Genomic DNA, 25478 nt, shown 5'->3' with positions numbered 1-25478 from the left:
TCGCCAAAGTGATAAAGATATATGCCGAAGGGAGGCATAAAATGTCTGTCCTTAAACGAAAACTACAAGAGGAGCACGCCAGCGAAGGAGTGGGATGACTGTTGAATAAATCCACATACTATGTGTCCGTTCACGGCCGCTCGGTCCTGAATGAACAGGGTGCGAGCGCCTATGAGTGGGAGATTCAAGCGACTTCAGAGGAAGCAGAGCAGCTAAGAATGCAGCTGGAGCTGCTGCAGGAGCAGGAAGAGGAGGACTTTACCGGCTTCGTCTTCCCCTGGCCGGATACGCCGGAAGCAGAGACCAATGCTCGCTTTCAGGGCACTTTGGATGAAGTATACCGGAGTATTCACCGATTGGGATCAGCACAGACACGCGCCCTGATTGAAGAATACAGGCTCATGCCCCGGAGCGGGAATAGGGATGACTAGGAAGACCGTGATGATAAAACAGCCTAGCCTGTGGTGGATCTATAAAGAAGAAGGAGAGATGGATTATGTATCAGATCAAGGATGCCAAGATTCGCAGAATGACAGAGGTCAACGGAGCTCCTTGCGCGGAGATTGAAGTGTACCCTGCAAGCAGCGGAGACGTTACGGTGCTGGCGTACCTGTCACCATCTGCACCCGTTGGAGGCTACGAGCTGGTCAAGCTCGTCCGCAGCGACGCCTCATTAGAGTATGACTGGTACGACAACAGCTTTCACGAAGCGTTTGTGGATGCGACAGATACGGCTTTTGAAAGCAGCCTGATGGCGACGGCGGAGGAGGAGCGCGACAGCTTCAGGCAGCAGCTGCTGTCCACAGGCTCGCTTCAGCAGCAGCTGAATGAGCGGTTTTTTGGCGGCGGCGGCAATAGGATGTAGGCCAGGGAGCGAAGCAGCTGGTTATGAACACCAAGTTTATCTTTTCGAAAGAGAGTAAGTGCAGCGAAAAAAAAAGCCGGCTGCGTGAGCAGTCCGGCTTTTCCTTAATCCCTGAGAACCTGGATGCCTTGAATGATGTTGTACACGAAGGTGCCGAAGTAAATGATCGCGAACAAAATGACATATCCTATGACTGCGCCGAAGGACCCGGCACTAAAGGCCATAATCAGCAACAGAATGCCTGCGGCTACAGGAAACAGATGCGAGAGGAGTGCTCTTTTGGCATGCCCCCTTACAAAGCGGTCCCCGGCGAGAATCCAGACGGCAATCGGTAACAGAAATGGAGCAAAAAAAATGCTGAAATACGATAGCGAAGACAACAGCTGGCGCATGCAAATCCCTCCCATGTGGATGATATGGTGCGGTTTACTCTTTTATTACCCTGGGTGGAGGTGCATTGCTATGGAGAGCATGAAGCTAATGCAAAAAAATAGTTTGAAAAAGAATAAACTTACGTTATAATAATCTTCGTCACTGTTTTGATGGATATACCATTACATAGCTCATGTCCCAGTAGCTCAGCTGGATAGAGCAACGGCCTTCTAAGCCGTCGGTCAGGGGTTCGAATCCCTTCTGGGACGTATTAGTAAAGATGAAACCGCCGATTTGGCGGTTTTTTTATAACCCAAAGGGGGGTTCCAAGATGTCCGTATCTATTCCAAAAATATCCCAGCATTCCGCCATTCTTCTGGAGCGTGCCCGTCGCTGCGGCCTGTCTGCCGAAGAGCTGCTGCAGGGGGTAAGAGAGCAGTCACTCCAGGTGTTTGCACCGGCTCAGCATGAGCATTACCGCTACGAAGAATGGTTCAGCTATGCCGAAGAGCATGGAGAGGATCTGCAAAAAGCCATTCAAGAGGGCTACCGGATCACCTTCAATACCCGCAACGGTCTCAAAATATGGCTGGAGCAGACGTTCGGCCTGAATTCCGAAACCGACTTTACGGTTGGCGAAGGAATGATCGAGGGGCTGACCCTGTCAGAGTCTCAGCTAAAGCTGCTGGAGCAGCGCCTGGCCGTCAACTGGATGATTGCAGACGTTAAGGTTGAGGGCACCGCTGTAATCGTCCGGCTCATGCTCCGCGGCCTTCAGTCGTCCTAAGCTTGGGCGAGATGCTCCAGCAGGCCCGATAAGGATAAGATGTCCTGAACTGCGGTTAAAACAGATGATGTAATAAACTAACTCAGCATTATGCTTTCCGCCTAGGATAAAATAAAAAATCCTCGCCTCTTATAAGAGACGAGGATTTTTGCTAGCGGTACCACTTTTGTTGCTGGTCTAAACACACTAGGACACTTTATACGTAATCAACTACATTTTATAGCAGCGATACGAAGGCGCGTATAGTCAGCGCTGTACCATTCCCCGTTCCATAAGGCGGGTTTTACTCGCTCACTTATTTTATGGTAGGCATCCTTCTTGTCCTGCGGGTTCATTCCCGAGAAAAGCATTTGTCCAAAGTGAGAGAGCCAATGCTGTACTCCCTTTTCCCCATCTGGAAGAGGAGTGGGGCGCTCATAATGCAGCGCCTGTGTAACCCGAAAGCCTGCTTCCTCCAGCAATAAAGTGTACTGGCCAAGGGTTGGAAAATACCATGGATTTCGACCTGCGGCTTCGATCCCGTAATCTGTTTTTAACGTGTCCAATGCAGCCTTCAGGATCATCTCAATATTGCCCTGCCCGCCAAATTCAGCAATGAATCGTCCTCCAGGCTTCAAGCAGCGGTGGATCGACAATGCGGCGCTTTTTGCGTCTTTCATCCAGTGCAGTGCAGCATTAGAGAATATTGCATCATACGAAATATCGGAGGTGTAATTTTCTCCGTTGCCTTGTATAAAGTGAAGTTCGGGGTATTTGACGGATGCAGCCCGGACCATATCGTGCGAGAAATCCATTCCCGTTACTTCAGCACCGGAGCGTGAAATGCTGTAAGCCAGATCGCCGGTTCCACAGCCCCAATCCAAAATCGATTCACCTTCCTGCGGAGATAGCCAGTCGATCAGACCCTTGCCGAATCCGGATACAAAACTCATAGAGCGGTCATATTCTTCTGGGCTCCATCTCTGAGAATCTGTCATGGACAATTCCTCCCAACAAAAGACTTGTTATGTTGCACTTATTATTACTCTTAGAGTGTTATAAATAGAAATACTAAATAATTATCCATCTTATAGGTTGAATCTATAAAAGGCTGGAAAAGCATTGGAACCCGGAATCCTCTTATCCCTTTCGGATGCAAAAAAAATCGCACAGCGACTTCGACCATCCACAGCTCTGAGACCATGCGAAACTTTTGAGTTTGACCATTAATCGTGTCATTAGATCCAGCAAACTTCGCGTGAGGTGAAGTAGTGAGATGTGTATGAAAAAACCGAATACGATAGGTGTCGAGAGCGGCGTAAGAGGCAAATGAATGCGAAAAACCGAACACAATGGTGCAGCAAATGGCGCAAAAGGCGAATGAATGCGAAAAACCGAACACAATGGTGCAGTAAATGGTGTAAGAGACGAATGTGTGCGAAAAACCGAACATGATGGTGCAGTGGATGGCGCAAGAGCCGAATGAATGCGAAAAATCGAACACGATGGTGCAGTAAATGGTGTAAGAGACGAATGTGTGCGAAAAACCGAACACGATGGTGCAGTAAATGGCGCAAAAGCCGAATGAATGCGAAAAACCGAACAGAACAGCATGTTGCAGGCGGACTGCGAAGAATATGCTTTCGAAGCGTCAGCTTCGACGAACCAACGGGTTCTCATCCCTCTGGAACGCGAAAAACCGCCCGAGGGCGGTTTCTCTATGTACGTCCCAGAAGGGATGCCGCCCGTTTGGGCGGACTGCGAAGAATATGCTTTCGAAGCGTCAGCTTCGACGAACCAACGGGGTTCTTATCCCTCTGGAACGCGAAAAACCGCCCGAGGGCGGTTTCTCTATGTACGTCCCAGAAGGGATTCGAACCCCTGACCGACGGCTTAGAAGGCCGTTGCTCTATCCAGCTGAGCTACTGGGACACGTATTTTTTCAAGCAAAAATTATAATATCATAAACAGAAAGTGAGTTCAACCTTTATTTCAGCTTTGTGGTAGTTGTAACTGGAAATAGGCATGCGGATCGCCGTTATAATTTGAGATCATGACATCGGGCTGCTCACCTCGCAGGCCTTATTTTTTTAGCGATCAGGGTTATGCTATAATCAACAAATATGAAATCGGTGCGAAAGGAGGTGTCCTTATAAAGGACTCCAACTCCACAGACCAAGACGCAAGAAATGTTATTCTGTTCCCCAAAACCCTCGATTACTACCAGATCCAGCTGACCGTGATGCTTGAGAACGAGCGGTACGGGGAAGCCAAGGAGCTGCTCGCCTTTCTTCTTCGCTGCGAGGGGCAGGATCAACGCCACTATGAAGAGTGGCAGGCCTTGCTGGAGTGGCTGGAGGCGGCTTTTCCATCCTCAGATGCAGGCAACGGTGATGACCCTGAAGAAGATGGAGATGAAGCCGAGATGACCAGGCGCATGGTCCAGGACAAAATGGCGCAGGATGCAGGATACGCAGATAAGCTCCTGGATACAGTGATGAACGGTCCGCTGACGGAACAGACCGTGCTGGCGCTGGAGCAGCTGGCTTATCTGGACCGGCCGGAAGTGGATGATGCCCTGGCGGCGTGGATGAAGGAACGGCCGCTGCATCCGCTGCTGCAGTTCAGGGTGCTGCAGACCATGAGACGAAGAGGCGCGACCGGAACGGTGTCTCTGATCCGTGGCAGCGAGACTGTGAGCGTGGAAGTAGAGCATATTCCATTGGGCCCCGGTGAATATCCGGAAGTCATCCAGCAGGTGCTGGAGCGGGTTGCGGAGAAGACAGAAGTGCATGAGCCGACGCTGTATTATTTTGCGCAGGAGCTGTGGTCGCAGTTTATTATGGCGGTATACGGGACCAAGGATTATTATTCCATGCTGGATAATGAGGAATCGACCCTTGACATCTGGGCGGCCGCCCTTCAAGATACGGTATCGGAGAGCCTGAAGGGCGTTCGGGACGAAGAGAGCATCCGCTCCGCGTATGGAGTGACAGACACGATGCGCTTCCGCTACGAGCAGGCATGCCGGGCGATCCGCCAGTTTGTATCCGCAGGAATGGAGAATTAGGGCAGAGGAAACGCTTCCTCTTACCGTCTGCAAGGGTTTACCCTTGAAAAAGGAATTAATGTTGTTTATACTATAGTGGTTATTCGGGACGTGAGATTTGATCTGCGCCGACCACGTGAATTTTGGAGGGGAAAGCATAAATGAAAGCAACTTGGGAAAAAATAGAGAAGAACCTCGGCGTTCTAGACGTTGAGGTAGAAGCGGACCGCGTCGCGGCTGCGCTTGACAAGGCTTTTAATAAAGTGTCAAAGAAAGCGAACGTACCTGGTTTCCGTAAAGGTAAAGTGCCACGGCCGATTTTTGAAGCGCGTTACGGTGTGGAAAGCCTGTATCAGGATGCCATCGATATCCTTCTTCCTGAAGTGTACGGCGAAGCTGTAGAGCAAGCAGACATCTTCCCTGTAGACCGTCCTGAAATCGATATTGAGCAATTCTCCAAAGGTGAGTCGTTCAAATTCAAGGCGAGAGTAATTGTGAAGCCTGAAGTGAAGCTGGGCGACTACAAAGGGATCGAGGTTGCCGCTGTACCTGTAGAGGTTACAGAGGACGAGCTGAACGAAGAGCTGAAGCGTATGCAGGAGCGTCATGCGGAGCTGGCTGTTCTTGAAGAAGGACAAGCAGAGTCCGGCGACATCGCGGTTATTGATTTCGACGGATCGGTTGACGGTGTTCCTTTCGAAGGCGGACAAGCTGAGCGTTACTCCTTGGAGCTTGGAAGCAACAGCTTTATCCCTGGCTTCGAAGAGCAGGTCATCGGCATGGCGACTGGCGATTTCAAGGACGTAGAGGTGACCTTCCCAGAAGAGTATCATGCTGAAGAGCTTGCAGGTAAAGTTGCTGTCTTCAAGGTGAAGGTACATGAAATTAAGCGCAAGCAGCTGCCAGAGCTGGACGACGAATTCGCTAAAGACGTCAGCGAGTTTGACACGCTGGAAGAATACCAGGCTGACCTGAAATCCCAGCTGATGAAGCGTAAAGAGCAAGATGCTCAAGGCGTTCGCGAGAACGAAGCTGTGGAGAAGGCGTCTGCTAATGCAGAGATCGAAATTCCAGAAGCGATGATTCAGTCCGAAGTACAGAACATGATGCGTGACTTCGACAACCGTCTGCGTCAGCAGGGTATGAACCTGGATATGTTCCTGAGCTTCTCCGGACAATCCAAGTCCGATCTGGAAGGTCAAATGAAGGACGATGCTGAGAAGCGCGTTCGTAACAACCTGGTTCTGGAGCAAATCGCGAAGGAAGAGAACCTGGAAGTGAGCGAAGAAGAAATCAACGAGGAGCTTGGCAACATGGCTGAAACCTACAAGCGTCCGGTTGAAGAAATCCGCAGCATCCTTTCCGCGAACGGTTCCCTGGACAACCTGCGTGAAGAGCTGGTTCTCCGCAAGACGATTGATTTCCTGATCGAGAACAGCGTTGAGGGTCCTCCAGCACCGAAAGAAGAAGAGTCCACAGAAGAATAGGAACTGCTTATCGCAGTTAAGGATACGATGAGGCACGTGCTTTGTATAAAGACGTGCCTTATTTCTACCCTTTAACATCCAAAAACATACTAAATATGACATCAATTGGTCATCTATTGACAACAGCAGCTCCATACATATTGCAAGTTTTCGATCAGGATATTTTGAGCGGCATGTTCATACAATGTATACATGGTTAAAAAATGACATGAGACGTTGAACATGTTAGAATATCTTTTGTAACGCTGAAGTATAATTTTTCAAGGAAATGAGGTTGGTCGCATGAGTCTTGTGCCTATGGTTGTGGAACAAACCAGTCGGGGAGAGCGTTCGTATGACATATACTCCCGGCTGCTAAAGGATCGTATCATCTTCCTCAGCAATGCGATCGATGATGATGTAGCGAATCTGGTGATGGCTCAGCTGCTCTTTCTGGCTGCCGAGGATCCGGAGAAAGACATTCATCTGTACATCAATTCACCCGGTGGTTCTGTGACAGCCGGTATGGGTATATATGATACAATGCAATTTATCAAGCCTGACGTGTCTACGATTTGTGTAGGTATGGCAGCAAGCATGGGCTCACTTCTGTTAACGGCGGGAGCGCCGGGCAAACGCTATGCGCTTCAGAACAGTGAGGTCATGATTCATCAGCCGCTGGGCGGCATTCAAGGCCAGGCCTCCGATATTCAAATCCACGCTGACTGGATCATCAAGACGAGACAGAAGCTGAACCAAATCTATGTGGAGCGGACAGGACAGCCCCTTGAAAAAATTGAACGCGATACAGACCGTGACTTTTTCATGAGTGCGGAAGAAGCCAAATCCTACGGGATTATTGATGATGTATTGTCTTCGCCGATCAAATCTTAAGAGGTGGTAATAAGATGTTTAAATTCAATGATGACAAAGGGCAGCTGAAATGCTCCTTCTGCGGGAAGTCGCAGGAGCAGGTGCGCAAGCTGGTAGCTGGGCCCGGCGTTTATATATGTGACGAGTGTATCGACCTGTGCTCCGAGATCGTAGAGGAAGAGCTGGGGCATGAAGAAGAAGTAGATCTGAAGGATATTCCGAAGCCTCGGGAAATCCGCGGAATTCTGGATCAATATGTAATTGGACAGGAAGCAGCCAAGAAATCTCTTGCTGTCGCTGTATATAACCATTACAAGCGCATCAACACCCAGAGCAAGATTGAGGACGTAGAATTGCAGAAGAGTAACATTCTCTTGCTGGGACCTACAGGCTCTGGTAAGACTCTGCTTGCTCAAACGATGGCGAAGATTCTGAATGTACCCTTTGCTATTGCGGATGCTACCTCGCTAACTGAAGCGGGTTATGTAGGGGAAGATGTAGAGAACATCCTCCTGAAGCTGATTCAGGCTGCGGACTTTGATGTAGAGAAGGCGGAGCGCGGCATCATCTATATTGATGAGATTGATAAAGTGGCCCGTAAATCCGAGAATCCTTCCATTACCCGGGACGTTTCCGGGGAAGGTGTACAGCAGGCACTGCTGAAAATTCTGGAGGGCACGGTCGCATCGGTTCCGCCTCAAGGTGGCCGCAAGCATCCGCATCAGGAATTTATTCAGATTGATACTACGAACATTCTGTTTATTTGCGGCGGTGCCTTTGATGGCCTGGAGCAGTACATCAAGCGCCGGATCGGCAAGAAGGTCATTGGCTTCAATGCCACTACGACGGAAGGTCAGAAGGAGCTCAAGGCTGGCGAGTACCTGACGATGGCATTGCCGGAGGATCTTCTGAAATTTGGCTTGATTCCGGAGTTTGTCGGTCGTCTTCCAGTAATCTCTACCCTAGAGCCGTTGGATGAGCAGACTCTGGTTCGTATCCTCTCGGAGCCGAAGAATGCGTTGACGAAGCAGTACCAGAAGCTTCTGGAGCTGGATAACGTCAATCTGAAGTTCGAGCAGGAAGCGCTGGAGGCCATTGCCCGTGAAGCGATCAAGCGTAATACAGGGGCCCGCGGCCTGCGTTCCATTATTGAAGGCATTATGCTGGAGGTTATGTACGAGGTGCCGTCCCGTGACGATATTGCAGACTGTGTCATTACAGAGCAGGTCGTGAAGGACAAGGTTGTGCCGGAGCTGCAAAGCAGCAGTGACAAGAAGCAGGAAGAGAGCGCCTAATCCGGGTGCCCCTCACTTGACAATCAATTAAACGACAATTCTCCACTTCCACTCTTGGCACCGATTACTACGCCGAGTTGAGGAGTGGAGCTTTGCCGTTCTATGGGAGAGATTGATCCATGTTTTTGAGACAGGACACCAGGCCCGTAAAAGTGGGGAATCTCACAATTGGCGGGAGTAACGAAGTCGTTATCCAAAGCATGTGCACGACCAAAACTGCGGACGTCGAAGCAACCGTTGCCGAAATTCTTCGTCTGGAGGAAGCGGGCTGTCAGGTAGTCCGGGTCACCGTTAACAATGAGGAAGCGGCGGAAGCGATCAAGGAGATCAAGAAGCGCATTCATATTCCGTTAGTGGCAGATATTCATTTTAATTACAAGCTCGCGCTTCTGGCAATTGAGAACGGGATTGATAAGGTTCGGATTAACCCGGGTAATATCGGTAAGCGCTCCAAAGTGGAAGAGGTAGTCAAAGCCTGCAAAGCCAAGGGTATTCCTATTCGAATCGGTGTTAATGCCGGCTCTCTGGAGAACCATTTACTGGAGAAGTACGGCTATCCGACTCCGGAAGCAATGGTGGAGAGCGCCCTGTACCATATCGGTATTTTGGAGGAGCTGGATTTCCACGACATTATTGTTTCTTTGAAGGCTTCAGACGTTCCGATGGCTATTGCGGCTTACACCAAGGCTGCGGAGGTCATTCCTTATCCGCTTCACCTGGGAATTACCGAAGCAGGTACGCTGTTCTCCGGCACCGTGAAGAGTGCGGCCGGATTGGGGGCGCTGCTGGCTATGGGCATCGGGAACACGGTGCGCATCTCGCTCAGCGCAGATCCTGTAGAAGAAATCAAGGTAGGGCGGGAACTGCTCAAGACCTTCGGTCTCATTTCTGATGCGCCAACACTGATCTCTTGTCCAACCTGCGGAAGGCTGGATATTGATCTGTTCTCGATCGCCGCAGAGGTGGAGGAGTATATTTCCAAGCTGAAGGTTCCGATTAAGGTGTCTGTCTTGGGCTGTGCCGTAAACGGCCCGGGCGAAGCAAGAGAAGCCGATATCGGTATTGCCGGAGCACGGGGCGAAGGCCTGCTGTTCCGCTATGGAGAAATGATTCGCAAAGTACCGGAAGAGACGATGGTTGAGGAACTGAAGAAGGAAATTGACCATATCGTTACCGTATATGAACAAACCGGAGAAATTCCGGGACGCAAGCATAAATTGGGTGTATAAGCAGCCGCTATAGCCGCCTGAATCGGGAGTCGCCGGTTCAGGCGGTTTTTATGTTTTCACAGATTTGATGAAGTGGTTTACTTTTACTTTCAAATATTCAGGCAATACTACCATATAAAAAGCTGTTGTTTTGAAAGTACAAAGGAGGAAGTGCTCATGAATCTGAATATCATCATTATGATGATTCAATTGTTTTTTGCTGTGATCATCGGAGTCTATTTCTGGAATCTTTTGCGAGGCCAAAAAAACAGTAAAACGGCAGTAGACCGGGAATCGCGCAAGGAGCTGGATAAGCTCCGCAAGCTGCGTTCCATTTCGCTGACCAAGCCGTTGGCAGAGAAGACGCGTCCGCAAAGTATGGACGATATTGTGGGTCAGAAGGACGGGCTGCGCGCCTTAAAGGCTGCTTTGTGCAGCGGTAATCCTCAGCATGTCATTGTTTATGGTCCACCGGGGGTGGGTAAAACGGCGGCAGCACGGGTAATTTTGGAGGAGGCCAAAAAAAATCCACAGTCACCCTTTAAATTTGATGCCAAGTTTACAGAGATTGATGCTACCACAGCCCGATTCGATGAAAGGGGTATTGCCGACCCGTTGATCGGCTCGGTGCATGACCCGATTTACCAAGGCGCCGGGGCAATGGGAGTAGCAGGCATTCCGCAGCCCAAGCCGGGTGCGGTGACGAAGGCGCACGGCGGTATTTTATTTGTGGATGAAATTGGCGAATTGCACCCGATCCAGATGAATAAGCTGTTAAAAGTACTCGAGGATCGTAAAGTGCTGCTGGAGAGCGCATACTACAACTCGGAGGATGTCAACACTCCGGCGTACATCCACGATATTTTTCAGAACGGACTTCCGGCGGACTTCCGTCTTGTTGGGGCGACGACCCGCTCTCCGGAGGAGATTGCGCCGGCGCTGCGCTCCCGCTGTATGGAAATATTTTTCCGTCCGCTGCTGCCGGAGGAGATCGGGCGGATCGGCGAGGATGCCATTCAGAAGATTGGACTGCAGCCATCGCCGGAAGCGGTGGAAGTGGTCAAGCGGTACTGCACGAACGGCCGGGAAGCTGTGAATATGATTCAGATGGCAGGCGGCATTGCGATGTCCGAAAAAAGGGATGCGCTTCGCGCTGCCGACGTCGAGTGGGTGGCCAGCAGCAGCCAGCTGCAGCCGCGTCCGGACCGCAAGGTGCCGGAGCGTCCACAGATTGGGCTGGTCAACGGGCTTGCGGTGTACGGTCCCAATATGGGGGCGCTGCTGGAGATTGAGGTGTCTGCTGTACGTGCCGAAAAAGGCGCCGGAACATATAATATTACAGGCGTCGTGGATGAAGAGGAGCTCGGAGGAGGCTCACGGAAGCTGCGCCGCAAGAGTATGGCGAAAGGCTCCATCGAGAACGTGCTGACCGTTCTGGGCTATATGGGCTTTCAGCCTAAAGCGTATGAGCTGCATATTAATTTTCCGGGCGGCACGCCGATTGACGGCCCCTCGGCAGGCATTGCAATGGCTACAGCCATCGTATCTGCGATCAAAGGAATTCCGGTAGACAACAAAACCGCTATGACGGGAGAAATCAGTATTCATGGCAGTGTCAAGCCGATTGGCGGCGTCATTGCCAAGGTGGAGGCGGCTTTTCAGGCTGGTGCCACTACGGTCATTATTCCGAAGGATAACTGGCAGAGCCTGTTTGAGGATTTGGACGGACTGCGGGTCATTCCGGTGGAGACGGTGGATGAAGTGTTTGCACACATTTTTGGCGCAGAGGCGGCGCGGGAGATGCTCCATCAGCCGGCAGTGGAGGTCTTTCCTCCGTCCGCTGCATCCCTGCTTCAGGCATCGGTACAGCGTCCAAACCAGGTGACAGACGCAGGAGGCTGTTAGGCGACGCGCCGTTGGTTTTTTATATGAACATTTGATAAAATAAGATTCGTGTCAACATTGAGAGCCATTGGAGGTGTGAAAGCGATGGGACCCCATAAGTCGAAAGATCGTCGTTTTCCTTTGCTGCCTTTACGAGGACTGCTGGTTTATCCAAGCATGGTGCTTCATTTGGATGTAGGGCGGGAGAAATCGGTAAAGGCCCTGGAGAAGGCGATGGTGGAAGATAATCTGATTCTCCTCTGTTCTCAATCCGAAGTGAACATTGAAGAGCCTACGCAGGAAGACATATTCAGAATCGGCACGATCGCCAACGTAAGGCAGATGCTGAAGCTTCCGAACGGGACCATACGAGTTCTGGTTGAAGGTATGGAGCGCGCGGAAATTATAGAATATACGGACAACGAGGAGTTCTACGAGGTTCTGGCACGGGAGCTGCCGGAGGAAGAGAATGATGATTTCGAGGTTTCCGCTCTCATGCGGACGGTGCTGAGCCAGTTTGAGAATTATATCAATCTTTCCAAAAAGGTGACGCCGGAGACGCTCGCCGCGGTATCGGACATTGATGAGCCCGGACGTCTGGCCGATGTCATTACGAGCCACTTGTCTTTGAAGATCAAGGATAAGCAGGAGATCCTGGAGACGATTGATGTACGTAAGCGGCTGGAGAAGCTGCTGGATATTCTCAATAATGAGCGGGAAGTGCTGGAGCTCGAGCGGAAGATTAACCAGCGCGTCAAGAAGCAGATGGAGAAGACGCAGAAGGAGTACTACCTTCGGGAGCAGATGAAAGCGATCCAGAAGGAGCTCGGAGACAAGGAAGGCCGCACCGGTGAGGTTGAGGAGCTGCGCAGCCAGCTGCAGGACTTGGAGCTGCCGGAGGCTGTCCGCGAGAAGGTGGAGAAGGAAATCGACCGTCTGGAAAAAATGCCTGCCAGCTCCGCAGAAGGTGGAGTAATCCGCAACTATGTGGACTGGCTGCTGGCATTGCCGTGGACTTCCGAAACCGAGGATGACCTTGACATCAAGAAGGCGGAGCAGGTGCTGGATGAGGATCACTACGGACTGGAGAAGCCGAAGGAGCGGGTGCTGGAGTATTTGGCCGTGCAGAAGCTCGTCAAAAAGCTGAAGGGTCCCATTCTTTGTCTGGTCGGACCTCCCGGCGTAGGTAAAACGTCCCTCGCGCGCTCCATCGCCCGTTCACTGGAGCGGAAGTTTGTTCGTATTTCCCTGGGCGGCGTACGGGACGAGGCCGAAATTCGCGGTCACCGCCGGACTTATGTAGGAGCCATGCCGGGACGTATTGTTCAAGGCATGAAGACGGCAGGCTCCAGAAATCCGGTGTTCCTGCTGGATGAGATTGATAAGATGGCCAGCGATTTCCGGGGAGATCCAGCTTCAGCTTTGCTGGAGGTGCTGGATCCGGAGCAGAACAACACCTTTAGTGACCATTTTGTTGAGCTTCCTTTCGATCTGTCCCAGGTGATGTTTGTCACGACAGCCAATGCCCTGCATACGATTCCGCGTCCGTTGCTGGACCGGATGGAGGTGCTGTATATCCCGGGCTATACTGAGCTTGAGAAGCAGCAAATCGCCACGCGTTATCTGCTGCCGAAGCAGAAGCGGGATCATGGCCTGGAGCCGGACCAGCTGCACCTGGAGGAAGACGCGCTGCTGAAGGTGATCCGGGAGTATACCCGGGAATCGGGCGTGCGTAACCTGGAGCAGCAGATCGCAGCGCTGTGCCGCAAAACAGCCAAGAAGATCGTGACAAGTGAGCCGGGTGTCATTACAATTACAGCAGAAGACATCAAGGAATACCTCGGTGTACCGAAATTCCGCTATGGCATGGCTGAGCTGGAGGATCAGATCGGCAGCGTAACGGGGCTGGCCTGGACCGAGGTCGGCGGAGACACTCTAACCATTGAGGTTACAGTCGTACCGGGCTCCGGTAAGCTGACCCTGACCGGCAAGCTGGGAGACGTTATGAAGGAATCTGCTCAAGCGGCCTTCAGCTATACGCGCTCGAAGGCCGGAGAACTCGGAATTCAAGATGATTTCCATGAGAAGCTGGACGTCCATATTCATATTCCGGAGGGAGCGATCCCGAAGGATGGACCTTCAGCCGGCATTACAATAGCGACTGCACTCATCTCCGCTTTAACGAAGCGCCACGTCAACCGCGCTGTGGCGATGACGGGAGAAATCACCCTGCGCGGACGGGTATTGCCGATCGGAGGGCTGAAGGAGAAATCCCTGGCAGCTCACCGTGCAGGCTACAAGAAGATTCTGCTCCCCAAAGACAATGAACGCGATCTGCGTGAAATACCGGACAGTGTAAAGAATGATGTGGAGTTTGTTCCGGTATCTCACATGGATCAAGTGCTGCAGCATGCGCTTGTTGAACAGGCGGGACTGCACTAGAGAGGAATTTACTGCATATGAAAGTTAATCAAGCCGAATTTGTAATCAGCGCTGTCCGACCTGAACAGTATCCTGATGACGCCTTGCCAGAGATTGCTCTGGCAGGGCGTTCCAATGTGGGGAAGTCTTCCTTGATCAATACCTTGATCACGAGAAAGAACCTGGCCCGGACAAGCTCAACGCCAGGCAAAACCCAGCATCTGAACTATTACCGGATTGAAAATGGCCTTTATTTCGTCGACGTTCCGGGTTATGGCTACGCCAAAGTGTCCAAGACCCAGCGGGCCGCCTGGGGAGCCATGATTGAGCGTTACATGCTGGAGCGCGATGTGCTCAAGCTGGTGCTGCTGGTCGTGGATCTCCGCCATCCGCCTTCCAAGGATGATGTCAGTATGTATGATTGGCTGCAGCATTATGACCGCCCGATCTGTGTGGTAGCGACCAAGGCGGATAAAATTCCGCGCAGCCGGTGGCAGAAGCATATCAAGGTTGTGAAAGAAACGCTGGGCTTTCGAAAGGATCATCAGCTGGTCATGTTTTCATCGGAGACGGGGATGGGTAAAGATGAATTATGGAGTATTATTCAGTCCCATATTCACGAATAGGGCAGGGATACGGTGAATTTTCAGTAGGATTTGAAGGATGTCGCTGAAATTCCTGCGTAAAACGAACCTAAAAGCGTTTTTTTATGAAATATGATGAATAATCTCCGTTCAATCACAAGAAAATCTTTGGCGTCTGCTGTATAATGGACCTAAGGATTGTTAAAAGAATTGAGGAGATTTTTATGGCTCATAAGATAGCCACAGAATATGTTAACGCCACCATGCAAATGACGGATGTTCAAATGGATCAATTCCTCCAAGGAAAGAGAGGTTCCACCCTGCAAATGCGGGTCGGGGTCTTAGAAGGCGGAGGGCATGCAATCATGCTCGAAGATGAAAGCGGGGAAGAAGTTCATTTGCCTTTTGAGCGCAGAAATGGCATGTATGTCTGTGAGTTATCGTGCCGACTGGTAACCCCTAAACTGACCAACGAGGTCCGCAAGCTGTTTGCGGCATTCAAGGGCAGCGGACGGGTTAACCGGATTTACCGAGGATTTACGATGAGCTATGACTACCATGAAGGCACGGTACAACGGATCGCCCAATTGGCAGACGGAGAATGCAGCCTGGTGTATGAGCACAAGGATACAGCCGGAGAGCTGGAGCGTCTGTTTCAGAGTCACGCAGCAGAAGTCGAGATCAAGGTCATCCAGGACCGGGTGAATGCCCTGTTGGATGAGCGGCTGAAGTCTACATCCATGACACATACCCGGAACATTGATGAGCAGCTACGCCTTTATAATCATCGTTTATTCATATTAGAAGCCTAACACTTACTATGCCTTGCGGCTTACCGCAGGGCATTTTCTTTGACCATGTAAAGACATTTCTGACTTTCTGACGCGGTTTGTTAATTTTAATGGACGGTGTAGCAAGGAACCGGGAATATTCATATGCTGGTCTGTAAAATAATTATCTCTTCTTTTTTTAAGAAATGTGTTGCAATTCGCCGTCATAGATGTTATTTTTAATCTCGTTGAAAAGAATATAGGAACCAGGATTCACTCAGGACATGTAATGTTGCGAGAGATTATTCCCTCGGGAAGTGAATGACGTAGGTCCTAGCGGATGAAATTTTTCAAACATTTTATTCCTAGGAAGGGGGAAACCGGAAGATGGAATACTCTACTTTCGGAAGACACGTTGCTGTTGATACTTGGGGAGTTGACTTCGAACTACTGAACAATGCGGAATACCTGCAGTCTCAGATGGTGGAAGCTGCTGAAGCCTGCGGAGCAACGGTACTGTCCGTACAGTCCAAGCAATTTGAACCACAAGGTGCAACGGTGCTTGTGCTGTTGTCGGAAAGCCATCTCTCTATTCATACTTACCCTGAGAGAGGTTTTGCTGCGATTGACTGTTATACCTGCGGAGAAACAGTGGATCCGCAATTGGCCATTGATTACCTGGTATCCGCACTGAAACCTGAGAAATGCTACGCCAAGAAGCTTGTACGCGGACTGGGCGAGATGAAGGTCGAAACTCCTGATATGAAGCAGGCTGAACTGGTGTAAATCACCATCCAAATGTGTATAGAAATAACCATGGAATATTCCATGGTTATTTATTTTATGGAATCTGCAGCAGATCTGACCATTTCCCTGACCTTGCATATCTTGGCTTGAAACATACCACAATAGTACAGAAAGGTCAGTGCATTTAGGCAGCAGATGAAGAAGATGGCGATTTCATAAACATTTCATAAAAGCAACAAGCCTATTCGACATACTATGATATAATTATTTATGGCTATAAAAGATCTGGAACACATCATTTATTAGGCAGGTGAACATCCATGCACATCGTCGTTGTTGGGTTGAATTACCGCACGGCGCCTGTTGCGGTCAGAGAACGTTTTGCCTTCGCGGAGCAGGATCTCCCTGAGGCGCTTGCACAGCTGAAATCGACCAAGAGCGTACTGGAGGGCGTCGTTGTCGCCACCTGCAACCGGACAGAAATCTATGTGGTGGTTGACCGTCTTCATATGTGCGGATATTTTATTCGCAGCTTTATGGAGAAGTGGTTTGGCATCCCGCGTGAGGAATTTACGAAACACTTATATATATACGAAGAAGAACAGGCGATCTCGCACTTGTTTAAAGTAACCTCCGGCCTGGATTCCATGGTGATCGGCGAAACTCAGATTCTCGGTCAGGTCCGCAATGCCTTCCTGAAAGCTCAAGAGGAGAAGGCGACAGGCACTTGGTTCAATATGCTGTTCAAGCAGGCGATCACGCTTGCCAAGAAAGCCCACGCAGAAACCTCCATCGGAGAGAGTGCTGTTTCGGTCAGCTATGCAGCGGTGGAGCTGGGCAAGCGGATTTTCGGCACGTTTCACCATAAGAAGGTCATGATTCTTGGCGCCGGCAAAATGAGTGAGCTGACGGTAAAGCATCTTTATGCCAATGGTGCTGCCGAGGTGATTGTAGCAAACCGGACTTTGGCTCGCGCTGAAGAGCTGGCTGATCGCTTCAAGGGCACTCCATGCACGATGACGGAGGCCATGAGCCGTCTGGGTGAAGTGGATATTATCATCAGCTCTACTGGAGCCAATGATTACGTGCTGGGTCCATCGCTCGTCAAGCAGAGCATGATGAAGCGGAAGGCCAAGCCCTTGTTTATGATTGACATTGCGGTACCGCGTGACATTGATCCTTCTGTCGGAGACGTAGAGAACGTATTTCTGTACGACATTGACGATCTGGAGGGAATCGTGGAGAGCAACCTCGAAATGCGGCGTTCGGAAGCCGTGAAGATCGAGCGGATGATTGAGGAAGAGATGGCCAATTTCTATCAATGGCTGAAGACGCTTGGGGTAAGACCTGCGATCCGCGCTCTTCAAGACAAGTCTACCGGCATCTATGAAGAGACGCTGGAAAGCTTGTTTAACAAGCTTCCCGAGCTGGACGACCGTCAGCGTAAGGTCATCCGGCGCCTGACGAAGAGCATCGTGAATCAGATGATGCATGATCCCATCAACCGGATTAAAGAGATGACAGGCGGTAAGCAAGCTCCGGAGGCACTGGAGTATTTCACCCAGATTTTTGCCCTGGAGGATCTGGTTCACGAGCAGGAGCAGGGGGCAAAGCGGAAGACTCCGGTTCAGGCACAGGTGAAGGAAAATGACACTGTTGTCCGTAAGGACGATCCGCTGGTGAAGGAGCGCAAGAGTATTCAGGCTCCTTTTGCTCCAGCTGTTCTGTAAGGCGGTGAAGACATATGCCGCTCAATTATATGTATGATATTGGCATTTATATCTATGCCCTGAGCCTACTGTTTTACATTTCGGATTGCGTCCATCGCAATCGGACAGCAAAGCGGACCGGCGCGGGGCTTCTTGCCGTTGCTTTTGCCGTGCAGCTGCTGGTGACGGGCGTGAGGCTGTTCGGGGATTCAGCGCTGCCGGTGCTGACAACCTTCGACTTTTTGCTATTCTGTTCGTTAAGTCTGACATTGACCTCGCTGGTCATTACGTTTATGAAAAGGGCAGACCTGGCTCCTGTCATACTCGGCATAGCAGGCTTTTGTGTCACCGTGTTTAACCGCATGATCATTACGACAGGCTTCAAGCCGATGGAAATGTGGGACATGTGGAGCTCGGTGAAGGGCTTGCTGGTGCTGCATATTACACTGGCAAGCGTCAGCTTCACTGCCCTTATGGTTGGGGCGGCCTTTGCGGGGATGTATCTTTTTTTGCACAGCAGGCTCAAAACGAAGAAATGGAACAGCCTCATTCGCAGGCTCCCGAGTCTGGAAATGCTCGACCGCTATTCCTATGCGGCTATTCTGTTCGGGATTTTACTGCTCGTGCTGTCTCTAACAATTGCGGTCATCTCGTTGATTCAGGAAGGGCAGCTGTCGTTGCTCTGGGATTTGAAAGTGATAACGACCTTTATTGTGCTCTGCGTATATCTGAATTATTTCGTAAGGAGGACCATTCAGCGCAGATCAGGGCTGGAAACAGCGAGATGGGCCTTGATCGGTCTTGTCTTTATCGTTATTAACTTTCTGCTGAATGCCTGGTCGGGATTTCATGGATGGTCGGGGGTGTAATGGGGTTTGGTCCGATACGTTCCGGTAATGCTGAATTGTGAAGGAAAGTCCTGCGTCATTGCAGGTGGAGGAGCGGTTGCGGAACGAAAGGCGAGCAGCCTTCTGCAGGCCGGTGCCTCCGTACATATTATTAGTCCTGATGTCACGCCCCGTCTGGCAGCAATGGCTGATGAAGGCAGCGTGAGGTGGAGTGAGCGGGCTTATCAGCCCGGAGATCTGGAAGGCGCATTTCTGGTATATGCGGCTACAGAGCATGAAGAGGTCAACCACCTGATTGCGGAGGAGGCAAGAAGCCTCGGAACGCTGGTAAACATAGCCCATCATGGAGAGGCCGGTGATTTCATCAGCCCGGCGGTGCTCCGGCGGGGGCGGCTGACGCTTGCCGTAACTACAGCAGGGGCGGGCCCGCTCGCTTCTGTTCAGCTATGCAGGCATTTAGAGAGTGAGCTTGGGAGCTCCTTTGATCTTTATCTGGAGTTTCTATATGAGCTTCGTCAGGGAATCAAGAAGCAGGTGAAGACCCCTTCAGAGCGGCATCGCCTGATGCGGGCTATACATGAGCAGGATCTATGGCTTGACATTGAGCGTGGAGATTTTATTCCCTGGACTCCGGCGCAAATACAAAACTGGATTACAGACAATCAGGAGGCGGAATGATGAGAACCATCGTAGTGGGAAGCAGACAGAGTGCTCTGGCACTTACGCAAACGGGACAGGTGATCGACGATTTGACCCGGCTGTGCAAGGAGAATGGGCTTGAATATACATTTGAGGTACAGAAAATCGTGACCAAAGGCGACCGCATCCTGGATGTGACGCTGTCCAAGGTTGGAGGGAAGGGTCTGTTCGTTAAGGAAATCGAGCAGGCGTTGATCGATGGCAGCATTGATATGGCAGTGCACAGCATGAAGGACATGCCGTCCGTGCTTCCGGAGGGCTTAACGACAGGGGCGGTCCCGAAACGCAAGGACCCTCGGGACTGCCTGATTTCTCATATTGCGGGCAGCCTGGATGAGCTTCCTGAAGGCGCGAAGGTAGGGACAAGCAGCCTGAGAAGATCGAGCCAGCTGAAGGCGTATCGCCCGGATCTGCAGATTGAATGGATCAGGGGGAATATTGATTCACGCCTGCGGAAGCTCCAGAACGGAGAGTTCCAAGCGATTATTCTGGCGGCAGCCGGTCTGCAGCGCATGGGCTGGGAGGATGTCATTACAGCTTATCTTCCCTCTGATATTTGCCTGCCTGCGGTAGGCCAAGGCGCGCTCGGCATTGAATGCCGGACAGAGGATGAAGACCTACTGGCATTGCTGAAGCTCTACAATGATGACGATACAGCGCAAACGGTCGCAGCGGAGCGCAGATATTTGTATGAGCTGAACGGCGGATGCCAGGTGCCGATTGGCGCGCATGCGGTCTGGATGGACGCCCCGGAGGGACATGCGCAGGAGGGACAAAGAATCATTCAATTGACTGGAATGGTCGGCTCGCCGGACGGGGAGCGCATCTTGAAAGAAAGCTCTATGGGAGTGGAGCCGGATAGCTTGGGCATCCAGGTTGCAGATTTGTTGAAATCTGGCGGTGCCGAGGAGATATTGTCACAGGTTAGGGGATGAAGAAGCATGACGGGGAAGGTTTATCTGGTCGGAGCTGGACCGGGCGATGCGCGTTTGATTACGGTGAAAGGGAAGGACTGTCTGGAACAGGCCGATGCCGTTGTCTATGACCGGTTAGCTTCTCCGCGGTTGTTACGGTGGCTGCAGCCGGGGGTACAAAAGATTTATGTCGGCAAGCTTCCGGATCGCCATACCATGAAGCAGGAGGAAATCAACCAGCTGCTGGTGGATTTGGCTCTGGAGGGGAAGACGGTGGTGAGGCTCAAGGGAGGAGATCCCACGATCTTCGGACGCGTGGGGGAAGAAGCCGAGCTGTTATATAAGCACGGAATCCCTTTCGAGATTGTACCCGGCATTACTTCTTCGATCAGTGTTCCTGCATATGCCGGGATTCCTGTGACCCATCGGGACCTGGCCTCATCTTTATCGATTATTACCGGCCATGAAAGCCCGGACAAGCTGGACCGAATGATTCAATGGGACAAGGTGACTCATGCAACCGGAACGCTCATCTTTATGATGGGCGTTGCCAAGATCGGTTACATCAGTCGTCAGCTGATGCTTCATGGCAAGCCGCCGGAAACGCCCGTAGCCTTGATCCGCTGGGGAACGAGGGCAGAGCAGGATACCCTGGTCGGAACGCTTCAGGATATTGAAGAGAAGGTGAACGCACTGCGGTTTGAGCCTCCTGCTGTTATTGTGGTCGGAGAAGTTGTACACCAGCGCTCCCGCTTGAAATGGTCAGAGCAGCTTCCGTTGTTCGGCAAGCGCATTCTGGTAACCCGTTCCCGGAAGCAGGAAAGTCTGCTTGTGAAGCGGATTGAAGAGCTGGGCGGAGAGCCGTATGAATTTCCGGTCATTGAGACGGTCATGCCTTCACCCGGCAAGCTCCAGGAAATCAGTCGCGCTTTGGAGCAGCTTCAGACGTATGCTTGGGTGTTTTTCACAAGCGTGAATGGAGTAGAGTATTTCTTCCGCCATCTTAATGCTTCCGGGCAAGATATCAGGTCTCTCGCGGGAGCACGGATTGCCGCAGTCGGCCCGGCAACGGGAGCCGCGCTTCGCGAGCGGGGCATTGCTGCAGAGGTGCTGGAAAGCCGCTTCCAGGCTGAGGGACTGATTGACGCCTTTGCCGGGGAATTGCAGCCTGGACAGGCGGTGCTGCTCCCCCGGGGTGATCTGGCCCGAGACTGGCTTCCCGGCCAATTGCGAGACATGGGGCTCCAGGTGACGGATCTTCCGATTTATGAGACAGTCATGCCCGAAGAGGAAGATGAGGAGCTGCTGCGGCTGCTGCAGGAAGGCGGCATTCATGCGGTGACCTTCACCAGCTCATCCACAGTGACTCATCTGCTGGCGATGCTGGAGCGCATGGGTGTCCAAAGCCCGGTTCAGCTGTTAGAGGGCGCAGCTGCCGCCTGTATTGGACCGATTACGGCCGATACGGCTCAGCAAGCGGGACTGAAAGGATTAATTCTCGCTAAGGAAGCGACCATCGAGAGCCTGGTAGAGGCACTCTGTGAGTGGAATAAAGATGAACCGAGACGATTTCGGGATTAACATACAGCTATGGAGGGATTGGACATGAGTTTTCCGATAGTAAGGCATCGCCGTTTGCGCCGGACTGCTGCGATTCGCAGTATGGTCCGCGAGAACGTACTTCATGTGGAGGATTTGATCCAGCCGATATTCGTTGCACACGGCAGCGGAATTAAGAATGAAATATCTTCCATGCCGGGCGTGTATCACTTTTCTCTGGACACCTTGAAGCCAGAGGTGGATGAGATTGCGGCGCTGGGAATCCCGGCGGTGTTGCTGTTCGGCATTCCGGAGAGCAAGGACGAGGTGGGCAGCTCCGGCTTTGACGAGCAGGGCATTGTCCAGGAGGCGACTCGTCTGATCAAGTCGTGGTATCCGGATCTGATGGTCATTACCGACACCTGTCTGTGTGAGTTTACGGATCACGGTCACTGCGGCATGGTGCACACCTATGAACGTGAAGGACAGCTGTGCGGAGATGTCATGAATGATGAATCGCTGGAGCTGCTTGCGCGAACGGCCGTCTCCCAGGCGAAGGCAGGGGCGGACATTATTGCTCCATCCAATATGATGGACGGCTTTGTTCAGGCCATCCGATCGGCACTGGATGAAGAGGGCTTTGAGCATATTCCAATCATGTCGTATTCGGTCAAGTATGCCTCTGCGTTTTACGGCCCGTTCCGGGAGGCGGCGGATTCAGCTCCGCAGTTTGGCGATCGAAAGACGTATCAGATGGATCCGGCTAATAGCCGTGAAGCACTGCGGGAAGCAGAGACCGATGTGCTTGAAGGTGCAGATATGCTGATGGTGAAGCCGGGCCTCGCCTATCTGGACATCGTTCGCCAGCTTCGGGATCAATTCGACCTGCCGCTGGTGGTGTACAATGTGAGCGGAGAATATTCCATGGTCAAGGCAGCCTCGATGCAGGGCTGGATTGATGAGAAGGCGATCGTTATGGAAAAGCTGACCGGCATGAAGCGCGCGGGTGCGGATATGATCATTACGTATTTTTCCAAGCAGGCGGCAGGCTGGCTCCGTCAGCGTTAAGAGGCTTGGCATGAATGGCACAAATCGTCTTCAGACAGTTAGGAGTGAATTGAAATGAATCAACACCAACGCAAGGAAGAAGCATCGCGTAATGCTTTTGAGGAAGCGAAGCAATACATCCCAGGTGGTGTGAACAGTCCGGTCCGGGCTTTTAAATCAGTAGGCTTGACGCCCATCTATATGGATCGCGGCGAAGGCAGCCGGGTGTATGACATTGATGGCAACTCTTTTATTGATTATGTAGGCTCATGGGGTCCGCTCATTATGGGGCACGCGCATCCTGCCGTTGTCGATGTCCTGCGGGATACGGCAGTAAAAGGCACGAGCTTTGGTGCGCCGACGCTTCTGGAAACCGAGATGGCGAAGCTCGTCTGTGAGCGGGTGCCGTCGATTGAGGTAGTTCGAATGGTCAATTCCGGGACGGAAGCGACCATGAGCGCAATTCGCTTGGCGAGAGGCTATACCGGACGTACCAAAATTATCAAATTCGAAGGCTCCTACCATGGTCATGCCGACAGTCTTCTGATCAAGGCCGGCTCTGGCATTGCAACCCTGGGGCTGCCGGACAGTCCGGGCGTTCCGGAATCGGTAGCTACGAACACGATCGCCGTCCCTTACAACGATCTGGAGTCTATCGAGCTGGCGTTTGAGCGGTTTGGAGAAGAAATTGCCGCTATTATTGTGGAGCCGGTGGCGGGCAACATGGGTGTCGTTCCGCCGGCGGAAGGCTTTCTGGAAGGCTTGAGAAGGGTGACCTCCCAGTACGGCAGCCTGCTCATATTCGATGAAGTGATGACCGGCTTCCGGGTAGACCTTCACTGTGCGCAGGGGCGTTACGGAGTCACACCGGACCTGACCTGCCTTGGCAAGGTCATTGGCGGTGGACTGCCTGTAGGCGCGTACGGCGGCCGCAGAGAGATTATGGAGCAGATCGCACCGGCGGGGCCGATCTATCAGGCCGGGACGTTGAGCGGCAATCCGCTGGCTATGGCAGCCGGGTATACGACACTGTCGCTGCTTACCCCTGAAGTATATGCCCAGCTTGAAGAGCGGGGAGCACGTCTGCAAGCTGGCTTCGAGCGCAATAGCCGGGAGCTTGGCATTCCATTGACGATTAACCGGGTAGGTTCGATGGTATGTCCGTTCTTTACGGAGAAGGAGGTCGTAAATTTCGACACCGCGAAGACAAGCGACTTGTCGAGATTCACCTCATACTTTGCCGGTATGGTGCATGAGGGCATCAGTGTACCTCCTTCCCAGTTTGAAGGCATGTTCATTTCGGCTGCGCACAGCGTGGAGGATATTGACGCTACTATTGAAGCCAACTACCGCGCGCTGCAAAGCCTGTGAGCCTCTACCAAGGCGCCTGGCTGCGCCGGGGCGAATGGCTGGAGCTGACACCTGGCAAGGTGCTAACGGCTGCAAGTGACCGTGAATCGGCAACGGAGGCTTGGCTCAAGGAGCAGCTCGGGATGCCTGAGAAGCTGATACGCCGCCTGAGAAGTGAGGGTGCGCTTCAGTGGCGCGGAGACCGTCTCCGTCTGCAGCTGTTTCCTGCCGTTGCGGCCGGGATTGAGCCGCGGTGCGCAGAGCTCGACATTTTGTATGAGGATGATTTCTGCCTGGTGGTCAACAAGCCGGCCGGGATGGCAGTCCATCCGGACTCCTCGAGCTCGGAGCTGACCTTGAATCACGCGGTAGCCTGGCATTTTCATACCCATGGCACCAAGGCCGCTGTCCGTCATGTCCATCGACTGGATAAGGATACCACGGGGCCGGTGCTGTACGGCAAGAATGAATTTGCTCTCCTGAAGCTGGATGAGGCGATGCGGAACAAAGAAATCGTACGCAGATATGCTGCACTGGTGCAGGGAGTCGTGTCTCACAAGCTGAAGGTTATTGATCTGCCTATCGGCAAAGACCGGCATCATCCCAAGCGGCGCAGAGTATCACTGACCGGACAGCATGCCGTGACGCGAATCCTCTCGGTAGAGCCGTATCGGCAAGCAAGCCTCCTGTTCTTGAGTCTGGAGACGGGGCGGACCCACCAGCTTCGGGTGCATCTCAGCCATATGGGACATCCTATTTTGGGCGATCCGCTGTATGGTGCCTCGTTTGGCAGCTTCCAGCGTCAGGCGCTTCATGGAGCGGAGCTTTCCTTCAGGCATCCGTTAACCGGAGAAGAGCTGCTTCTGGAGGCACCCTGGCCGCAGGATTTAATGGAGCTGAAGGAGCTTGTTCAGCAGGAGAGATGAATGATGGTTTGAGACCGCTGCGGCGGTCTTTTTTTATGTTCTGGCTTCCATCTCGCTCAAAACAGGCATGCCCGCCCGTTCACGGCATATAGATTAAGGGAGTGACCATAACGGGCTCATGCCGCGGAATTGCCGCGGATAGTATA

Annotated in this window: 23 protein-coding genes and 2 tRNA genes; 22 read left to right on the top strand and 3 right to left on the bottom strand. The window is 52.0% G+C overall.

What is annotated here, in order from left to right; genetic code table 11:
* Positions 1 to 101 precede the first annotated feature (101 nt).
* Together JJQ72_RS08345 and JJQ72_RS08340 are read left to right on the top strand one after the other, a co-directional pair.
* Complete coding sequence (locus JJQ72_RS08345) at positions 102 to 431, top strand: hypothetical protein (RefSeq protein WP_138225040.1); 330 nt, start codon at positions 102 to 104, stop codon at positions 429 to 431.
* A 65-nt stretch (positions 432 to 496) separates the two neighbouring features.
* Entirely contained in the window at positions 497 to 865 is a 369-nt protein-coding gene (locus JJQ72_RS08340; protein ID WP_208203355.1) for a hypothetical protein, read from the top strand.
* Between the two features lie 104 nt (positions 866 to 969).
* On the opposite strand, the gene JJQ72_RS08335 is transcribed toward JJQ72_RS08340, so the two are convergent.
* Positions 970 to 1257 carry a magnetosome magnetite crystal formation protein family gene (locus JJQ72_RS08335; RefSeq protein ID WP_208203354.1) on the bottom strand — a complete coding sequence of 96 codons (288 nt, stop codon included), beginning with the start codon at positions 1255 to 1257 and terminating at the stop codon, positions 970 to 972.
* A gap of 175 nt (positions 1258 to 1432) precedes the next feature.
* Here JJQ72_RS08335 and JJQ72_RS08330 point away from each other — a divergent pair.
* Both JJQ72_RS08330 and JJQ72_RS08325 read left to right on the top strand, forming a co-directional pair.
* Positions 1433 to 1506, top strand: a tRNA-Arg gene (locus JJQ72_RS08330).
* A gap of 62 nt (positions 1507 to 1568) precedes the next feature.
* A complete protein-coding gene (locus JJQ72_RS08325; protein ID WP_138225043.1) occupies positions 1569 to 2024 on the top strand; it encodes a hypothetical protein in 456 nt (151 codons plus the stop codon).
* 206 nt (positions 2025 to 2230) lie between these two features.
* On the opposite strand, the gene JJQ72_RS08320 is transcribed toward JJQ72_RS08325, so the two are convergent.
* A complete protein-coding gene (locus tag JJQ72_RS08320; protein ID WP_208203445.1) occupies positions 2231 to 3001 on the bottom strand; it encodes a class I SAM-dependent methyltransferase in 771 nt (256 codons plus the stop codon).
* A gap of 860 nt (positions 3002 to 3861) precedes the next feature.
* Positions 3862 to 3935, bottom strand: a tRNA-Arg gene (locus tag JJQ72_RS08315).
* A 310-nt stretch (positions 3936 to 4245) separates the two neighbouring features.
* On the opposite strand from JJQ72_RS08315, the gene JJQ72_RS08310 reads away from it, so the two are divergent.
* The 18 genes from JJQ72_RS08310 to JJQ72_RS08225 all read left to right on the top strand — a co-directional run bounded on the left by JJQ72_RS08310 (position 4246) and on the right by JJQ72_RS08225 (position 25332).
* Entirely contained in the window at positions 4246 to 5073 is an 828-nt protein-coding gene (locus JJQ72_RS08310) for a hypothetical protein (protein WP_208203353.1), read from the top strand.
* A 140-nt stretch (positions 5074 to 5213) separates the two neighbouring features.
* Entirely contained in the window at positions 5214 to 6539 is a 1326-nt protein-coding gene (tig, locus tag JJQ72_RS08305; RefSeq protein ID WP_138225046.1) for a trigger factor, read from the top strand.
* Between the two features lie 282 nt (positions 6540 to 6821).
* Entirely contained in the window at positions 6822 to 7412 is a 591-nt protein-coding gene (gene clpP / locus JJQ72_RS08300) for an ATP-dependent Clp endopeptidase proteolytic subunit ClpP (RefSeq protein WP_138225047.1), read from the top strand.
* Between the two features lie 14 nt (positions 7413 to 7426).
* A complete protein-coding gene (gene clpX / locus JJQ72_RS08295; protein WP_138225048.1) occupies positions 7427 to 8686 on the top strand; it encodes an ATP-dependent protease ATP-binding subunit ClpX in 1260 nt (419 codons plus the stop codon).
* A 119-nt stretch (positions 8687 to 8805) separates the two neighbouring features.
* Entirely contained in the window at positions 8806 to 9915 is a 1110-nt protein-coding gene (gene ispG, locus JJQ72_RS08290; RefSeq protein WP_138225049.1) for a flavodoxin-dependent (E)-4-hydroxy-3-methylbut-2-enyl-diphosphate synthase, read from the top strand.
* Positions 9916 to 10071: 156 nt separating this feature from the next.
* A complete protein-coding gene (gene lonB, locus JJQ72_RS08285; protein ID WP_208203352.1) occupies positions 10072 to 11799 on the top strand; it encodes an ATP-dependent protease LonB in 1728 nt (575 codons plus the stop codon).
* An 84-nt stretch (positions 11800 to 11883) separates the two neighbouring features.
* Complete coding sequence (gene lon, locus JJQ72_RS08280; protein WP_138225051.1) at positions 11884 to 14220, top strand: endopeptidase La; 2337 nt, start codon at positions 11884 to 11886, stop codon at positions 14218 to 14220.
* 17 nt (positions 14221 to 14237) lie between these two features.
* Entirely contained in the window at positions 14238 to 14825 is a 588-nt protein-coding gene (gene yihA, locus JJQ72_RS08275; protein ID WP_138225052.1) for a ribosome biogenesis GTP-binding protein YihA/YsxC, read from the top strand.
* A gap of 323 nt (positions 14826 to 15148) precedes the next feature.
* A complete protein-coding gene (locus JJQ72_RS08270; protein WP_243895959.1) occupies positions 15149 to 15595 on the top strand; it encodes a non-ribosomal peptide synthetase module in 447 nt (148 codons plus the stop codon).
* 345 nt (positions 15596 to 15940) lie between these two features.
* On the top strand, positions 15941 to 16339 hold the full coding sequence (gene speD / locus JJQ72_RS08265) for an adenosylmethionine decarboxylase (RefSeq protein WP_138225054.1): 399 nt from the start codon (positions 15941 to 15943) through the stop codon (positions 16337 to 16339).
* 281 nt (positions 16340 to 16620) lie between these two features.
* On the top strand, positions 16621 to 18030 hold the full coding sequence (gene hemA, locus JJQ72_RS08260; protein ID WP_208203351.1) for a glutamyl-tRNA reductase: 1410 nt from the start codon (positions 16621 to 16623) through the stop codon (positions 18028 to 18030).
* Between the two features lie 14 nt (positions 18031 to 18044).
* Entirely contained in the window at positions 18045 to 18878 is an 834-nt protein-coding gene (ccsA, locus tag JJQ72_RS08255; protein ID WP_138225056.1) for a cytochrome c biogenesis protein CcsA, read from the top strand.
* A 6-nt stretch (positions 18879 to 18884) separates the two neighbouring features.
* Positions 18885 to 19535: a precorrin-2 dehydrogenase/sirohydrochlorin ferrochelatase family protein gene (locus tag JJQ72_RS08250; protein WP_243895958.1), complete on the top strand. Its 651-nt coding sequence runs from the start codon at positions 18885 to 18887 to the stop codon at positions 19533 to 19535.
* Positions 19535 to 20491 (top strand): hydroxymethylbilane synthase, encoded by a 957-nt coding sequence (hemC, locus tag JJQ72_RS08245; RefSeq protein WP_208203444.1) that lies wholly within the window; start codon positions 19535 to 19537, stop codon positions 20489 to 20491. The genes JJQ72_RS08250 and hemC overlap by 1 nt, the downstream gene beginning before the upstream one ends.
* A gap of 6 nt (positions 20492 to 20497) precedes the next feature.
* Positions 20498 to 22051 (top strand): uroporphyrinogen-III C-methyltransferase, encoded by a 1554-nt coding sequence (gene cobA / locus JJQ72_RS08240; protein WP_208203350.1) that lies wholly within the window; start codon positions 20498 to 20500, stop codon positions 22049 to 22051.
* Between the two features lie 24 nt (positions 22052 to 22075).
* Positions 22076 to 23077 (top strand): porphobilinogen synthase, encoded by a 1002-nt coding sequence (hemB, locus tag JJQ72_RS08235; protein ID WP_208203349.1) that lies wholly within the window; start codon positions 22076 to 22078, stop codon positions 23075 to 23077.
* Between the two features lie 54 nt (positions 23078 to 23131).
* Positions 23132 to 24427: a glutamate-1-semialdehyde 2,1-aminomutase gene (gene hemL / locus JJQ72_RS08230; protein ID WP_208203348.1), complete on the top strand. Its 1296-nt coding sequence runs from the start codon at positions 23132 to 23134 to the stop codon at positions 24425 to 24427.
* Positions 24424 to 25332 (top strand): RluA family pseudouridine synthase, encoded by a 909-nt coding sequence (locus JJQ72_RS08225; RefSeq protein WP_208203347.1) that lies wholly within the window; start codon positions 24424 to 24426, stop codon positions 25330 to 25332. Before hemL ends, JJQ72_RS08225 begins: the two co-directional genes overlap by 4 nt.
* The last annotated feature ends 146 nt before the right edge of the window (positions 25333 to 25478 follow it).

It is taken from the genome of Paenibacillus sp. F411 (genome assembly GCF_017582705.1).
GTDB lineage: Bacteria > Bacillota > Bacilli > Paenibacillales > Paenibacillaceae > Paenibacillus_AQ > Paenibacillus_AQ algicola.
Note: the sequence above shows the minus strand (reverse complement) of the source record. Positions and strands in the feature narration are given on the sequence as shown.

Bases quoted from the DNA above. Each gene is read 5' to 3' on its own strand.
- JJQ72_RS08340 (WP_208203355.1), top strand. From the start codon at position 497: ATGTATCAGATCAAGGATGCCAAGATTCGCAGAATGACAGAGGTCAAC.
- JJQ72_RS08335 (WP_208203354.1), bottom strand. From the start codon at position 1,257: ATGCGCCAGCTGTTGTCTTCGCTATCGTATTTCAGCATTTTTTTTGCT.
- JJQ72_RS08325 (WP_138225043.1), top strand. From the start codon at position 1,569: ATGTCCGTATCTATTCCAAAAATATCCCAGCATTCCGCCATTCTTCTG.
- JJQ72_RS08320 (WP_208203445.1), bottom strand. From the start codon at position 3,001: ATGACAGATTCTCAGAGATGGAGCCCAGAAGAATATGACCGCTCTATG.
- JJQ72_RS08310 (WP_208203353.1), top strand. From the start codon at position 4,246: ATGCTTGAGAACGAGCGGTACGGGGAAGCCAAGGAGCTGCTCGCCTTT.
- tig (WP_138225046.1), top strand. From the start codon at position 5,214: ATGAAAGCAACTTGGGAAAAAATAGAGAAGAACCTCGGCGTTCTAGAC.
- clpP (WP_138225047.1), top strand. From the start codon at position 6,822: ATGAGTCTTGTGCCTATGGTTGTGGAACAAACCAGTCGGGGAGAGCGT.
- clpX (WP_138225048.1), top strand. From the start codon at position 7,427: ATGTTTAAATTCAATGATGACAAAGGGCAGCTGAAATGCTCCTTCTGC.
- ispG (WP_138225049.1), top strand. From the start codon at position 8,806: ATGTTTTTGAGACAGGACACCAGGCCCGTAAAAGTGGGGAATCTCACA.
- lonB (WP_208203352.1), top strand. From the start codon at position 10,072: ATGAATCTGAATATCATCATTATGATGATTCAATTGTTTTTTGCTGTG.
- lon (WP_138225051.1), top strand. From the start codon at position 11,884: ATGGGACCCCATAAGTCGAAAGATCGTCGTTTTCCTTTGCTGCCTTTA.
- yihA (WP_138225052.1), top strand. From the start codon at position 14,238: ATGAAAGTTAATCAAGCCGAATTTGTAATCAGCGCTGTCCGACCTGAA.
- JJQ72_RS08270 (WP_243895959.1), top strand. From the start codon at position 15,149: ATGCTCGAAGATGAAAGCGGGGAAGAAGTTCATTTGCCTTTTGAGCGC.
- speD (WP_138225054.1), top strand. From the start codon at position 15,941: ATGGAATACTCTACTTTCGGAAGACACGTTGCTGTTGATACTTGGGGA.
- hemA (WP_208203351.1), top strand. From the start codon at position 16,621: ATGCACATCGTCGTTGTTGGGTTGAATTACCGCACGGCGCCTGTTGCG.
- ccsA (WP_138225056.1), top strand. From the start codon at position 18,045: ATGCCGCTCAATTATATGTATGATATTGGCATTTATATCTATGCCCTG.
- hemC (WP_208203444.1), top strand. From the start codon at position 19,535: ATGAGAACCATCGTAGTGGGAAGCAGACAGAGTGCTCTGGCACTTACG.
- cobA (WP_208203350.1), top strand. From the start codon at position 20,498: ATGACGGGGAAGGTTTATCTGGTCGGAGCTGGACCGGGCGATGCGCGT.
- hemB (WP_208203349.1), top strand. From the start codon at position 22,076: ATGAGTTTTCCGATAGTAAGGCATCGCCGTTTGCGCCGGACTGCTGCG.
- hemL (WP_208203348.1), top strand. From the start codon at position 23,132: ATGAATCAACACCAACGCAAGGAAGAAGCATCGCGTAATGCTTTTGAG.